The sequence below is a fragment of the Enterobacter sp. N18-03635 genome (assembly GCF_004006055.1).
In the GTDB taxonomy this organism is placed as follows: Bacteria; Pseudomonadota; Gammaproteobacteria; order Enterobacterales; family Enterobacteriaceae; genus Enterobacter; species Enterobacter vonholyi.
On record NZ_CP034769.1, the window covers coordinates 1,850,144 to 1,864,161 of the forward strand.

10 protein-coding genes and 1 other RNA gene are annotated in these 14,018 nt (G+C 58.4%); 4 read left to right on the forward strand and 7 right to left on the reverse strand.

What is annotated here, in order from left to right; all coding sequences use genetic code 11:
* Nucleotides 1-41: 41 nt before the first annotated feature.
* From ELK40_RS09585 to ELK40_RS09595, 3 genes are read right to left on the reverse strand one after another with little or no spacing between them, the layout of a single operon-like run.
* Nucleotides 42-1,223, reverse strand: a complete 1,182-nt coding sequence (locus ELK40_RS09585) for an acetyl-CoA C-acetyltransferase (RefSeq protein ID WP_127730488.1) — start codon at nt 1,221-1,223, stop codon at nt 42-44.
* Nucleotides 1,224-1,232: 9 nt separating this feature from the next.
* Nucleotides 1,233-1,889: a CoA transferase subunit B gene (locus tag ELK40_RS09590; protein WP_045910272.1), complete on the reverse strand. Its 657-nt coding sequence runs from the start codon at nt 1,887-1,889 to the stop codon at nt 1,233-1,235.
* 2 nt (nt 1,890-1,891) lie between these two features.
* The gene (locus tag ELK40_RS09595; RefSeq protein ID WP_115874835.1) at nt 1,892-2,599 is read right to left on the reverse strand and encodes a CoA transferase subunit A; all 708 of its coding nucleotides are present in this window, start codon (nt 2,597-2,599) and stop codon (nt 1,892-1,894) included.
* A 140-nt stretch (nt 2,600-2,739) separates the two neighbouring features.
* On the opposite strand from ELK40_RS09595, the gene ELK40_RS09600 reads away from it, so the two are divergent.
* On the forward strand, nt 2,740-3,642 hold the full coding sequence (locus ELK40_RS09600; RefSeq protein WP_164850621.1) for a LysR family transcriptional regulator: 903 nt from the start codon (nt 2,740-2,742) through the stop codon (nt 3,640-3,642).
* A 19-nt stretch (nt 3,643-3,661) separates the two neighbouring features.
* On the opposite strand, the gene aroH is transcribed toward ELK40_RS09600, so the two are convergent.
* Both aroH and ELK40_RS09610 read right to left on the reverse strand, forming a co-directional pair.
* Nucleotides 3,662-4,708: a 3-deoxy-7-phosphoheptulonate synthase AroH gene (aroH, locus tag ELK40_RS09605; RefSeq protein WP_008500645.1), complete on the reverse strand. Its 1,047-nt coding sequence runs from the start codon at nt 4,706-4,708 to the stop codon at nt 3,662-3,664.
* 152 nt (nt 4,709-4,860) lie between these two features.
* Nucleotides 4,861-5,694 (reverse strand): pyruvate, water dikinase regulatory protein, encoded by an 834-nt coding sequence (locus tag ELK40_RS09610; RefSeq protein WP_023311315.1) that lies wholly within the window; start codon nt 5,692-5,694, stop codon nt 4,861-4,863.
* Between the two features lie 335 nt (nt 5,695-6,029).
* Here ELK40_RS09610 and ppsA point away from each other — a divergent pair, with 335 nt between their 5' ends.
* The 3 genes from ppsA to ELK40_RS09625 all read left to right on the forward strand — a co-directional run bounded on the left by ppsA (nt 6,030) and on the right by ELK40_RS09625 (nt 12,421).
* Nucleotides 6,030-8,408: a phosphoenolpyruvate synthase gene (ppsA, locus tag ELK40_RS09615; RefSeq protein WP_023311316.1), complete on the forward strand. Its 2,379-nt coding sequence runs from the start codon at nt 6,030-6,032 to the stop codon at nt 8,406-8,408.
* A 233-nt stretch (nt 8,409-8,641) separates the two neighbouring features.
* Complete coding sequence (locus ELK40_RS09620) at nt 8,642-10,042, forward strand: MFS transporter (RefSeq protein WP_127730490.1); 1,401 nt, start codon at nt 8,642-8,644, stop codon at nt 10,040-10,042.
* Nucleotides 10,043-10,045: 3 nt separating this feature from the next.
* Nucleotides 10,046-12,421: a glycoside hydrolase family 3 N-terminal domain-containing protein gene (locus ELK40_RS09625; protein WP_127730492.1), complete on the forward strand. Its 2,376-nt coding sequence runs from the start codon at nt 10,046-10,048 to the stop codon at nt 12,419-12,421.
* Between the two features lie 5 nt (nt 12,422-12,426).
* Here ELK40_RS09625 and rprA read toward each other — a convergent pair.
* Nucleotides 12,427-12,534, reverse strand: an RNA gene (gene rprA / locus ELK40_RS09630) — antisense sRNA RprA.
* Nucleotides 12,535-12,742: 208 nt separating this feature from the next.
* The gene (ydiK, locus tag ELK40_RS09635; RefSeq protein ID WP_045910283.1) at nt 12,743-13,858 is read right to left on the reverse strand and encodes an AI-2E family transporter YdiK; all 1,116 of its coding nucleotides are present in this window, start codon (nt 13,856-13,858) and stop codon (nt 12,743-12,745) included.
* Nucleotides 13,859-14,018: the final 160 nt, after the last annotated feature.

Below are 14,018 nucleotides of genomic sequence, written 5' to 3' on the forward strand. Positions count from 1 at the left end.
GACTCCTCACTTTAATTATTATTCGGGTACTAACGAGATGCTTAACGTTCAACGGTGAGGGCGATGCCTTGCCCGCCGCCTACGCACAGGGTGACGAGTCCTTTTTTAACGTCACGGCGCTGCATTTCGTGCAGCAGCGTCACGAGGATGCGGCAGCCGGAGGCGCCAATCGGATGGCCCAGGGCGATAGCGCCTCCGTTAACGTTCACCTTTCGCTCATCCCAGCCGAGCTGCTTACCCACCGCCAGCGCCTGCGCGGCAAAGGCTTCATTGGCTTCAATGAGGTCCACGTCATCGAGCGTCCAGCCCGCTCGCGCCAGCGCGGTCTGGCAGGCGCTGACCGGACCGATGCCCATCACCGCCGGATCAACGCCCGTCACGGCGTAACTCACGATGCGGCCCAGGATCGGCAGTCCGCTCGCCCGTGCGTTTTCGCCGCTCATCAGCAGCACCGCAGCGGCACCGTCGTTGAGCGTGGAGGCATTTCCGGCCGTGACCGTGCCTTCCTCCTGCAAAAAGGCGGGGCGCAGCTGCGCAAGCTGCTCGGCGGTGGTGCCTGGCCGGGGCTGCTCGTCACGGCTGACAATAAGCGGAGGCTTTTTACCCTGTTTCACCGTCACCGGCGCAATCTCCGGGTCAAAACGACCCGCTTCGGCGGCGGAAGCCGCTTTCTGCTGCGACCGGGCAGCGAAGGCGTCCTGCTCTTCGCGGGAAACGCCAAACTGCCGGGCGACGTTTTCAGCGGTGATCCCCATGTGGTAATCGTTGAACGCGTCCCACAGGCCGTCCGTAATCATGCTGTCCTGCAGGCCCGTATGGCCAAAACGCAGCCCTGAACGCGCGCCGTCCAGTAGATAGGGGGCGTTGCTCATGCTCTCCTGACCGCCTGCGATAATCGCGTCCGCGTCGCCGCAGCGGATCGCCTGCGCGGCGAGCTGAACCGCTTTCAAGCCCGCGCCGCAGACCAGGTTGACCGTTGTCGCCGGCGTGCTGACGGGCAATCCGGCGGCGATGGCCGTCTGGCGCGCAGGGTTTTGTCCGCATCCCGCCGTCAGCACCTGGCCGAAAATCACCTCGTCTATCGTCTCTGCTGGAAGACCGTTGCTTTCAAGCAGACGATGAACCGCGACGGCTCCCAGCTCGGCCGCAGAGAGGGGCGCGAGCGATCCGCGAAAACTGCCAATGGGGGTTCGCGTGGCCCCGACAATCATGACCTCTTTCATGGTGAGTCCTCAGCTAAAGCGCATCTCGCGAACGTCGTCCGCCACAATCATTTTCCCGGCCGTTTTCGCCGCGATTTCATCGATACTGACGCCGGGGGCGTATTCCCGCAGGATGAACGCGCCGTCCGCGATCTCGAGCAGCGCGAGGTCGGTTAAGACCCGGCGGATACAGCCCGCCCCCGTGAGCGGCAGCGTGCAGCGCGACAGTAGCTTTGACTCACCGCTTTTCGACGCGTGGGTCATCACCACAATGATGTTCTGCGCTCCGGCGACGAGATCCATCGCGCCGCCCATACCCTTCACCATCTTTCCGGGGATCATCCACGAGGCGATATTGCCTTCGACATCCACCTCAAACGCGCCCAGCACCGTCAGGTCAACATGGCCGCCGCGGATCATGGCAAACGACTGGGCCGAGTCGAAAATGGCCGCGCCCGTCCGTGCGGTCACGGTCTGTTTACCGGCGTTGATCATGTCCGCATCAAGGCTCTGTTCGTCAGGAAACGCGCCCATCCCCAGCAGTCCGTTTTCCGACTGAAGCATCACGTCCATTCCTTCCGGAATGTAGTTCGCCACCAGGGTAGGAATACCGATCCCCAGGTTGACGTAATATCCGTCCCGCAGCTCGCGGGCGACGCGCATGGCCATCTGTTCACGGGTTAACATCGTCACACTCCTTCCGCGCGCAGGGTGCGCTGTTCAATACGTTTTTCAAACTGGCCGACAATCAGCCTGTCGACGTAAATGCCCGGGGTATGAATGGCCGACGGGGGCAGCTCGCCCGGGGGAACAATCTCTTCCACCTCGACGACCGTTATCCGGCCCGCCGTTGCCATCAGCGGATTAAAATTTTGCGCGGTATGCCGGTAGACGACGTTGCCGTACCAGTCAGCTTTCCAGCCCTTGATCAGTGCGAAATCACCGGTAATGGCCTCTTCGAGGATGTAGTGCTTACCGGCAAACTGGCGCACGTCTTTGCCGGTAGCCACGGGCGTGCCGTAGCCGGTGGCCGTATAAAATGCCGGGATACCTGCACCGCCCGCGCGCACCTTTTCCGCCAGCGTGCCCTGAGGCGTGAGTTCAATCTCCAGTTCGCCGCTCAATACCTGCTGCTCGAACAGGGCGTTCTCGCCGACGTAAGAGGCCACCACTTTGCGAACCTGCCGCGTCTCAAGCAGAAGCCCGAGACCGAAGCCGTCCACGCCGCAGTTGTTTGATACCACCGTCAGATCTTTCACCTGACGGCGTCTGACCTCTGCAATCAGGTTCTCCGGAATACCGCACAGGCCGAAGCCGCCCGCCAGCAAAGTCATTCCGTCCGTCAGCCCATCCAGCGCCTGCGCATAGCTGTCGACGCGCTTATCCAGTCCCGCCATCGTCATTCCTCCTCTTAACCGTGGCGGTATCATTAGGGGCGGCAACTCATTTGTTAATTTTGAATTTGTGACCCACTCATTTGGTTTTTTTATTAATTTTCTGTTAACTAAATTTTTTCAATTAGTTAACAGGATGAAAAATGAGAATGAGTGTCAAACAGTTACGCGCGTTTTTAGCGGTAGCTCACACTCTCAATTTCGCGCACGCCAGCGAACGGCTGAATCTTTCCCAGCCGGCCCTGAGCCTGACGATTAAAGCGCTGGAGGACGCGCTCGGCGGACCGCTGCTGCAGCGGAGCACGCGCAAGGTTGCGCTGACGCAGGAGGGCGAGACGTTTTTGCCGATGGCGCGCCAGCTGCTTGCCGACTGGGATAACGTCGAAGAGGCGATGCACCAGTGCTTTACCCTGCAGCGCGGTAAAATTTCAGTTGCGGCCATGCCGTCGTTTGCCGCGAACGTCCTGCCCGAGGTGCTGAAAGCGTTTCGCGATCGTCATGCCGGGATTAACGTCACCGTGCATGACGTTATCAACGAGCAGGTAATAGAGATGGTGCGGGAAGGGCGCGTGGAGATGGGCATCGCCTTTGAGCCCGCGCCCACGCACAACCTGCTGTTTACGCCGCTGGGCCTCGACAGGTTTGTAGCCATTGTGCCGAAAGATTCCCCGCTGGCAGGCAAAAAGCGCCTGACATGGGAAGCGCTGCTGACGCTGGATTTCATCACCCTGCAGCGCCCCTCAGCGGTACGTCTGATGATGGAGGAGGAGCTGGCGCGAAGCGGCAGAAAGCTGGACGTCGCGCTGGAGAGCCATCAGCTGGTTACGGTCGGGCGAATGGTCGCGAGCGGGCTGGGCGGCAGCGCCGTCCCGGCGCTCTGCGAGGCCCAGATGACGGCGCTGGGCGCGGTCTGTATTCCGCTGGATAACCCGCCGATTGAAAAGTGCATTGGGGCGATCCATCCCGGGCACACGCAGCTCTCTAAAGCGGCGCATGCCCTGCTGGAAACGCTGAAGGATTTTTATCAGCCGGGTCAGGCGGTGTGACCCGGCTGACCCGCATGCTTCAGAAGCGGGTATCTACTGCTGCAGCCAGCTTTTCCAGCAGCAGCTCGCTGTCTTCCCAGCTCAGGCACGGGTCGGTGATCGACTGGCCGTAAACCATCTGCTGTCCGGCAACGATTTTCTGCGTGCCTTCCTTGATGAAGCTTTCCGCCATAATCCCGGCAACGGCGGTCGAGCCGCTGCGGATCTGCTGGCAGATCTCATCGCAGACGTCCAGCTGGCGGCGATGCTGCTTCTGGCAGTTGCCGTGGCTGAAATCCACTACCAGATGTTCCGGCAGGTCGAATTCGGCCAGCGTTTCACAGGCTGCCGCAATATCTTGTGCATGGTAATTGGGTTTCTTCCCGCCGCGCATAATGATGTGCCCGTAAGGGTTACCGCTGGTCTGGTAGATGGTCATATGACCGCTTTTATCCGGCGACAGGAACATATGGCTGGCACGGGCAGCGCGGATGGCATCAACCGCAATACGGGTGTTGCCATCGGTCCCGTTTTTAAAGCCGACCGGGCAGGAGAGGGCGGAGGCCATCTCGCGGTGGATTTGGCTTTCGGTGGTGCGTGCGCCAATTGCGCCCCAGCTGATCAGATCGGCGATAAACTGCCCGGTCACCATATCGAGAAACTCGGTCGCCGTCGGCACGCCCAGCTCGTTGACCTGCAAAAGCAGCTTCCGCGCCAGCTCGATGCCGTGGTTCACGCGATAGCTGCCGTTGAGGTCAGGATCGGAGATCAGCCCTTTCCAGCCCACCACGGTCCGCGGTTTTTCAAAGTAGGTGCGCATAACAATCTCAAGGCGGTGCTGATACTTATCCCGCAGGCCCTGAAGCCGTTTTGCATAATCCATCGCGGCATCCAGGTCGTGGATGGAGCAGGGACCAATCACCACCAGAAGACGCTTGTCTTCACCATTGAGGATTTTTTCAATGCGGCGGCGGGAGGCCGTCACGTGTTCCGCAACGGCAGCGGAAACAGGATGCCGCTGGGCCAGTTCAGCCGGCGTAACCAGGCTGTCAATGCGCGCAGTGCGGAGTTCATCGGTTTTATTCATGGAATGTCTCAGAAAATTTTTGCTTCATCGGCAGACTACCGGGAAGTGATGGGCATCACCTTAAACCAATCCCTGCTGATTTCAAGTTCGGGGCGACACCGCCCCGTGGTTGCCGATGATGATACCTGAATCTGAGTTAATGTACTAGCATATTAGTACATGCGGCGGTTAAGGCCCATGATGTCGAGAATTTTGGTGGCAATTTCTTCCACCGAATAGTTGGTGCTGTTCAGCCATGGGATCTGATTTTTGCGGTACAGGGCTTCCACTTCGGAGACCTCCATCCGGCACTGGCGCATGGAGGCGTAGCGGCTGTTCTCGCGGCGCTCTTCGCGGATAGCGGCAAGGCGCTCCGGATTAATGGTCAGCCCGAACAGCTTGTGCTGCAGCGGCTTGAGGGCGGCGGGCAGCACCAGGTTATCCATATCGTCAGCGATAAACGGGTAGTTGGCGGCGCGAATGCCGAACTGCATCGCCAGGTAGAGACTCGTCGGGGTTTTGCCGCAGCGCGACACGCCAAGCAGGATCACCTGCGCCTGGTCGAGATTGCGCAGCGAGATACCGTCGTCGTGCGCGAGGGTGTAATCGATGGCGGCGATACGGGCATCGTACTTGGTCAGGTTGCCGGGGTTCAGCCCGTGGGTACGGTGGGCGATAGGGGTCGGGTCGAGCTTCAGCTCGCTTTGCAGCGGAGCCACCAGCGCCTGCACAATATCCTGGCAGAAGCCTTCACTCTGCAGAATGATGGAGCGAATCTCGGGGATAACGATGGAGTAGAACACCAGCGGGCGGACGCCGGTCTGCTGGTAAATGGCGTCGATCTGGTCCTTCACCGCTTTGGCGCGGCTCTCATTTTCGACAAACGGCAGCGTAATGCTGTTGATCGATACGGGAAACTGCGACATCACCGCGTGGCCCAGCACCTCGGCGGTAATCGCCGTACCATCAGAAATATAAAAAACGTGACGATCGACAGCACTATCCATTTTACCCACCCTGAATATCAGACGTAATTGTCTGAAAGCATAAATTAAAAAAGTAATTTACACAGCAAAGAACTTATCCTAATTATGAGTGAAACACTGTTTTTGATTTTCCTGAAAAGTGGATTTCATTTTTCAAATAGCGACTTTATTTTTGGGGTTTCTGGCTGAATATAGAGGAATCATCGGGTTAATCGTTGATGGGAAAGTATCCGAAAAGTTGAAATTTTAAATTGCTTACACGATTCACCGTTTTTTTAGCGGAAATAAATATGCCAGTATAAAAACGTAGTCAGGTGTTACTTACTCCGATCAAATATCACAAAAGGATTGTTTCGATGTCCAACAATGGCTCGTCACCGCTGGTGCTTTGGTATAACCAACTCGGCATGAATGATGTAGACAGAGTTGGGGGCAAAAATGCCTCCCTGGGTGAAATGATTACAAACCTCTCGGGTATGGGTGTCTCCGTACCGAACGGGTTTGCCACCACCGCCGATGCCTTTAACCTGTTTTTAGACCAGAGCGGTGTTAACCAGCGCATTTACGACCTGCTGGATAAAACGGATATTGATGACGTCACCGAGCTTGCCAAAGCCGGGGCGCAGATCCGCCAGTGGATCATCGACACACCTTTCCAGCCGGAACTGGAAAAAGCCATTCACGACGCGTACAACCAGCTCTCCGCTGACGATGCGCAGGCCTCCTTTGCCGTACGTTCCTCTGCGACCGCGGAAGATATGCCGGACGCCTCGTTTGCCGGACAGCAGGAAACCTTCCTGAACGTCCAGGGTTACGATGCGGTGCTGGTGGCGGTGAAGCACGTGTTTGCTTCCCTGTTCAACGACCGTGCCATCTCCTATCGCGTGCATCAGGGCTACGACCATCGCGGCGTGGCGCTCTCCGCTGGCGTACAGCGCATGGTGCGCTCGGACGTGGGTTCATCCGGCGTGATGTTCTCCATAGATACTGAATCCGGCTTCGACCAGGTAGTGTTTATCACCTCTGCGTGGGGTCTGGGTGAGATGGTTGTGCAGGGTGCGGTTAACCCTGACGAATTCTATGTTCATAAGCCTACGCTGGCCGCTGGCCGTCCGGCGGTGGTGCGCCGCACCATGGGTTCAAAGAAAATCCGCATGATCTATGCCCCGACGCAGGAGCATGGCAAGCAGGTTAAAATTGAAGACGTACCGCAGGAACAGCGCGACCGCTTCTCCCTGACCGACGCTGAAGTTCAGGAGCTGGCGAAGCAGGCGGTGCAGATCGAAAAACACTACGGCCGTCCGATGGACATCGAATGGGCGAAAGACGGTAACACCGGCAAGCTGTTTATCGTGCAGGCGCGTCCGGAAACCGTCCGCTCTCGCGGTCAGGTGATGGAGCGTTATACGCTGCACGCCCAGGGCAAAATCGTGGCGGAAGGCCGTGCTATCGGTCACCGAATCGGTGCCGGTCCGGTCAAAGTGATCCACGACATCAGCGAGATGAACCGTATTGAGCCAGGCGACGTGCTGGTGACCGACATGACCGACCCGGACTGGGAACCGATCATGAAGAAAGCGGCGGCTATCGTCACCAACCGCGGCGGTCGTACCTGTCATGCGGCGATCATTGCCCGCGAACTGGGTATTCCTGCGGTTGTCGGCTGCGGTGATGCCACCGAGCGCATGAAGGACGGCCAGAACGTGACCGTTTCCTGTGCCGAAGGCGATACCGGCTACGTGTATGCCGATATCCTCGACTTCAGCGTGAAGAGCTCCAGCGTGGACACCATGCCGGATCTGCCGCTGAAGATCATGATGAACGTCGGTAACCCGGACCGCGCGTTCGACTTCGCCTGCCTGCCGAACGAAGGCGTAGGCCTGGCGCGCCTGGAATTTATCATCAACCGTATGATCGGCGTTCACCCGCGTGCGCTGCTTGAGTTTGACGACCAGGATCCAAAGCTGCAGAACGAAATCCGCGAGATGATGAAAGGCTACGACTCGCCGAAAGAGTTCTACGTCGGCCGTCTGACCGAAGGGATCGCGACGCTCGGCGCCGCTTTCTATCCGAAACGCGTGATTGTGCGTCTGTCTGACTTTAAGTCTAACGAATACGCCAACCTGGTAGGCGGCGAGCGTTACGAGCCGGAAGAAGAGAACCCGATGCTGGGCTTCCGCGGGGCCGGACGCTACGTGTCCGACAGCTTCCGCGACTGTTTCGCGCTGGAGTGCGAGGCGGTGAAGCGCGTGCGCAACGACATGGGGCTGACCAACGTCGAAATCATGATCCCGTTTGTGCGTACCGTCGATCAGGCTAAAGCCGTTGTTGACGAGCTGGCGCGTCAGGGTCTGAAGCGCGGCGAGAACGGGCTGAAGATCATCATGATGTGCGAAATCCCGTCCAACGCCCTGTTGGCCGAGCAGTTCCTGGAACATTTCGACGGCTTCTCTATCGGCTCGAACGACATGACGCAGCTGACGCTGGGTCTGGACCGTGACTCCGGCGTGGTCTCCGAGCTGTTCGACGAGCGCAACGAGGCGGTGAAAGCGCTGCTTTCTATGTCCATCCGCGCGGCGAAGAAGCAGGGCAAATACGTCGGGATTTGCGGTCAGGGTCCATCCGACCATGAAGACTTTGCCGCCTGGCTGATGGAAGAGGGGATCGATAGCCTGTCCCTGAACCCGGATACCGTGGTGCAAACCTGGCTGAGCCTGGCGGAACTGAACAAGTAACGCCACGCTGACCCGAAAAGGCGAGGATATTATTCCTCGCCTTTTTTATTTCATTTGTTATTTGCTCCCCATCACAAATAAAGTAAAAAACTAAATATCATAATTTGCCTGTTAATTTAGACAATTGTTAGCGCGCAACGCGTTGCTAATACTTGAGCCTTACTGCGCATTTCTCTTTCAGTGATGCGCAACTGGTTGAAATACGTTTTAACCTGATAAAAAGGCAAATAACAATGACACTCTCCTCTGTATTGCGTACCAAAGATAAAATAGGTTATGGCTTAGGTGATATGGCCAGCGCGCTGGTCTGGCAAACGGCAACGTTATTTCTCGCTTATTTCTATACGGACGTTTTTGGGCTTCCCGCCGCGATTATGGGCACCATGTTTTTAGTGGTGCGCGTGGTCGATGCGTTTGTCGACCCGTGCATTGGCGCGCTGGTTGACCGCACACATACGCGTCACGGACGTTTCCGTCCCTGGCTGCTGTGGTTCGCCATCCCGTTTGGCGTAAGCTGCCTTATCACTTTTTATGTACCGGACGTGGGGCCGACGGCGAAAATCGTCTATGCCTGCGTGACCTACGCAATTTTAAGCCTGATTTACTCCGCGATTAACGTGCCTTACTGCGCCATGCCCGGCGCGCTGACGTTGGACCCGCGCGAGCGTCACTCCCTGCAGTCGTGGCGTTTTGGCCTGTCGTTTATCGGCGGGTTGATTGTGACGGTTATTGCCCTGCCGCTGGTCTCATTGTTAGGCCAGGGCAACGTGCAGAAAGGCTATTTCTATGCCATGAGTCTGATGGGCCTGCTGGGAATCGTTCTGTTCTTCTGCTGTTTCCTGATGACCCGCGAGCGCTATTCGCCGCGCAATGATACCTCCGGCTCGATGCTCACCGATTTAAAACTGCTGGCCGGGAACAGCCAGTGGCGTATTGTGTTCCTGTTTAATATTTTGCTGTTAACGGCGGTGGTGACGCGCGGTTCCGCCACGATGTATTACGTGAACTATGTGCTGTTGCGCCCGGATCTGGTTTTTGCCTTTATTGTTTCCGGCATGGTGGCCTCCTTAAGCGGCGCATTATTATCTGAACGGCTGCTGGGAAAATTTGACCGCGTGCGCGCCTATCAGTGGACGATAATTTCCTTCGTGATTTTTGGTGCGCTGATTTTCTTCCTGCCGCCTTCGCAGGTGTGGCTGATCTTTGGCCTCAACATCGTCTTTAGCTTTATTCAAAACCTCACCACGCCGCTGCAGTGGACCATGTTCTCCGATGTGGTCGACTACGAGGAGCATCGCAGCGGCCGCCGCCTGGACGGGCTGGTCTTCTCCACCGCGCTGTTTGCCATCAAATTCGGCCTGGCGCTGGGCGGCGCGGTCGTCGGCTGGGTGCTTGGCATGGTGGATTACGCGCCGGGACAGGCAACCCAGGCGCCAGGCGTTCTCTCGACCATCAACGCACTGTTCACCCTTATCCCTTGCGCGCTGTTCCTCTGCATGGTCGCGCTGCTTGCCATCTACAAGCTCAACAGCCGGCTGGTTGATTCCATCGCCCGTGAGCTGGCCAGCAAACGTGAGGTCAGACCCGAAGCGGGGCAGCTCAGCCCGGCAACCCCTTCCGCACTACAGGAGTAAAACATGACAGCTATCTATAAGGACGCGGGACGTCCCGTGCACGAGCGCGTCGCCGATTTACTGGCGCGTATGACCCCGGAAGAGAAGTTCGCCCAGATGCATGCGTACTGGCTGATCCTCGATGAAAACGGCAACCACCGCGAGCGCAGCGACCTCAGCGATGAATTCGCGGGCGTGAGCGAGCAGGCAGCGCTAGGCGAACGGTTAAAACTGGGCGTCGGGCAGATCACCCGTCCGCTCGGTACCCACATCGTTGACGCGAAAACCGGCGTGCGCGCCGCGAACCGCCTGCAGCGGATGATGATGGAGGAGACGCGTCTCGGCATTCCGGCCTTGTTCCATGAAGAGTGCCTGGTGGGGCTGCTGTGTAAAGACGCCACGCTGTTCCCGTCGTCGCTGAACTACGGTTCGACCTGGGATCCTGAACTGGTACAGCGCGCGGCAGAGCAGATCGGTAAAGAGGCGCGATCCGTCGGCTGTCAGCAGGGGCTGGCGCCGGTGCTGGACGTTTCCCGCGACGTGCGCTGGGGGCGAACCGAAGAGACCTTCGGGGAAGATCCCTGGCTGGTGGGGGTGATGGCAACCGCCTGGGTGAAAGGCTTACAGGGCGATAATCGCGACCTGCTGGCGACGCTCAAGCACTACGTGGGCCACTCGTTCAGCGAAGGGGCGCGCAACCACGCGCCGGTACACCTGGGGTTCAGCGAGCTGAACGACACCTTCCTGCTGCCGTTTGAAATGGCGGTGAAGCTGGCCAATGCCGGGTCGGTGATGCCCGCCTATCACGATATCGACAATCAGCCGGGGCACAGCGACAGCTTCCTGCTGACTACCGTCCTGCGCGAACAGTGGGGATTCGACGGGATTATTGTCGCGGACTACGGCGGCATCAGCCTGCTGCACCAGCATCACGGGATTTCCCACGATGCGGCGGAATCCGCCGCGCTGGCGTTCAACGCGGGGCTGGACGTTGAGCTGCCGAAAGACGACTGCGCGCGGCATCTGGCAGACGCCGTTGAGCGCGGGCTGATCTCTATGGCGAAAGTGGATGAGATCGTGGCGCGCGTGCTGACGGAAAAATTCCGTCTGGGGCTGTTTGAAAACCCGTACGCGGATGAGAACGGTATCGATCTGCAAAACGACATGACCCGCCAGGTCGCGCGGGAGGTGGCGACGAAATCGCTCACGCTGCTGGAAAATAACGGTATTTTACCGCTCGGCGGTAAGCCCCGCGTGGCGGTGGTGGGGCCGACGGCAGACGATCCGCTGGCGTTACTCAGCGGCTACAGCTTCCCGGTGCATCTGATCATCAGCGATATGGTTGAAGAGACCTCGCAGGTGACGACCCCGCGCGCGGCTTTGGAACACTACCTCGGCGCGTCGCAGGTCCGTTACGCCAAAGGGTGTCACATTATCGAGAAACGGATGGCGGGTGCGCCGGTCTTCCCGGGCGACAGCGGCGGCAAGCCGATGCAGCAGTCGCCGGTGTCGCAGAGTACCGCCCTGATCCCCGAGGCCGTGGACGCGGCGCAGGAGAGTGACGTGGTGGTCGCCTGCGTGGGCGATCTCGCCGGGCTGTTCCAGAGCGGCACCGTGGGGGAAGGTTCCGATACCGATTCCCTGAACCTGCCGGGCGTGCAGCAACAGCTGCTGGAAGCGCTGGTGGCGACGGGCAAACCGGTGATTGTCGTGATGACCGGCGGGCGCCCGTACAACCTTCAGGGGCTGGAGGATAAGGTCGCGGCGCTGCTGGTGGCGTGGGCGCCGGGGCAGGAAGGGGGCTGGGCGATTGCGGACGTGCTAACGGGACGCGCAGAGCCGCAGGGCCGTCTGGTGGTGAGCGTGCCGAAAAGCGCCGGGGCCATGCCGTATTACTACAATCACAAGCTCAAAAGCGGCGGCACGCCGTTTGCTTTCCACTTCGGTTCACGTTATCCGTTTGGCTTCGGCCTCGGCTGGACGACCTTTAGATGGGGCGCAGCCCGCCTCGCCGAAAGCAGCGTGCCGGTTGACGGCGAGGTGACGCTGAGCGTAGATATCGCCAATACCGGGGAACGCAGCGGCAGCGAGGTGGTGCAGGTTTACGTCAGGGATAAGGTCGCCACCCAGGTACGGCCGCTTCAGGAGCTGAAGGCGTTCCAGCGCGTCACGCTCTCGCCGGGCGAATCCGCCACGCTCAGCTTTACGCTACCGGTTGAGATGTTCAACTTTACCCGCCGGGACGGGAAGCGCATCGTTGAGCCGGGCGAGTTTGAACTGCAGGTTGGCGCATCGTCGGCGGATATCCGCGAGGCGGTGACGGTCAATGTGTCCGGGGAAACGCGGGTGCTGCCAGCGGAGTGGCGGATGCTCAGTGCCTGTGAGATTAAGCGCGCGTAGTCAGGATAAAAAAAAGCCCATCGTGGGAGATGGGCAAAGACTACACACAGCAATTCGTTGTTTCACTCAGGGGATTTCCATGCTTATAAATCAAGGTGTTGATTTATAACCGTGTGCTAATAGTAGGCATGTCATCTTTGAGCGTCGATCGGATTCGTCTCAATAGTTAAAGAGACGTAAAGATTTCTTGAGGTTAAGAGCAGAATGAGTGCATGAATAGCGGGTCTGACCAGTGTGCAACGAATAAATACTTTAGCAGCGTTAAAGTATTGTGAGGGGGAATGTAGGCCGGGTGCGCGTTAGCGCCACCCGGCATAAAACTTAATGCGTGTTTTTCTCTTCCAGCTCTTCCAGTTCGCTCAGGATCACGTCCGGGTCGGTTCCCGGCGGCGGAATTTCATGCACCCAGGCGGAGAACAGACGCCATGTGACGGCGAGCAGCACCGGGCCAATAAACAGGCCGATCATGCCAAAGGCAATCAGTCCGCCAATGACTCCGGATAGGATCAGGATCAGCGGCAGGTCTGCACCCATGCGGATGAGGATCGGACGAATGACGTTATCCATGGTGCCGACCACGCAGCTCCAGACCAGCAGCACCGTTCCCCACGTGGTGTCACCCGTCCAGTAGAGCCAGATAATACTAGGGACCAGCACCAGCAGCGGTCCCAGTTGCGCAAGACAGGTCATCAGCATGACAACGGTGAACACGGTGGCGTACGGTACGCCGGAAATCGCCAGACCGATACCGCCCAGCACCGCCTGCACCAGCGCGGTCACCACCACGCCCAGCGCAACCGCGCGCACGGCCTGCGCAGCCAGCAGTACCGCAGCGTCACCGCGTTTGCCCGCCAGGCGGGTGGCGAAGTGACGAACGCCTAATGCCACCTGCTCGCCGCGCCAGTAGAGCAGGGCGCTGAAGAGCAGCATCAGGGTACAGTGCATCATAAAGCGGCCGATATGCGCCGCCTGACCCACAAACCAGGTGGTGGTAGTGCCAATATACGGGCGGACTTTTGCCATCAGCGCGCTGCCGCCCATCTCCAGCAGGCTATGCCAGCCGCTGTAGAGCTTGGCGCCCACCACCGGAATGCTGTTCAGCCAGGCGAGATCCGGCAGCGTCAGGTCACCGCTGCTAATGGCGCGAATAACGGGGCCGCTGGAATCCACCAGGCTATTGACCAGCAGAGCAATCGGAATAATAAACAGCAGGAACAGCAGGAGCGTCATGACCAGCACGGCTAACCCGCGGCGGCCGAACAGCAGCTTCTGCAAGCGCAGCAGCAAAGGCCACGTGGCAACGACAACGGTCGCAGCCCACGCGAAGCCGAGAATAAAGGGTTGAACAATCCACAGACACGCAATAATCATGAGGGCCAGAAACAGCACCGACAGCAAAATTTGCGCAACATCCCTGGGCTGGCGAAGATTGACCATAAATGAAACTTTCCTTAAAAGAACGCCAGTACAACTGGCGGGAACGGAAAACCGCGTCTCTTTAATCATTAATGATCTCAGCGGTTTTTGACAGGCGGATTTTGCCTGTAATTCAGCAGAGATTATAAGAAAAAAATGTGATAAAACTTTTAAGATACAC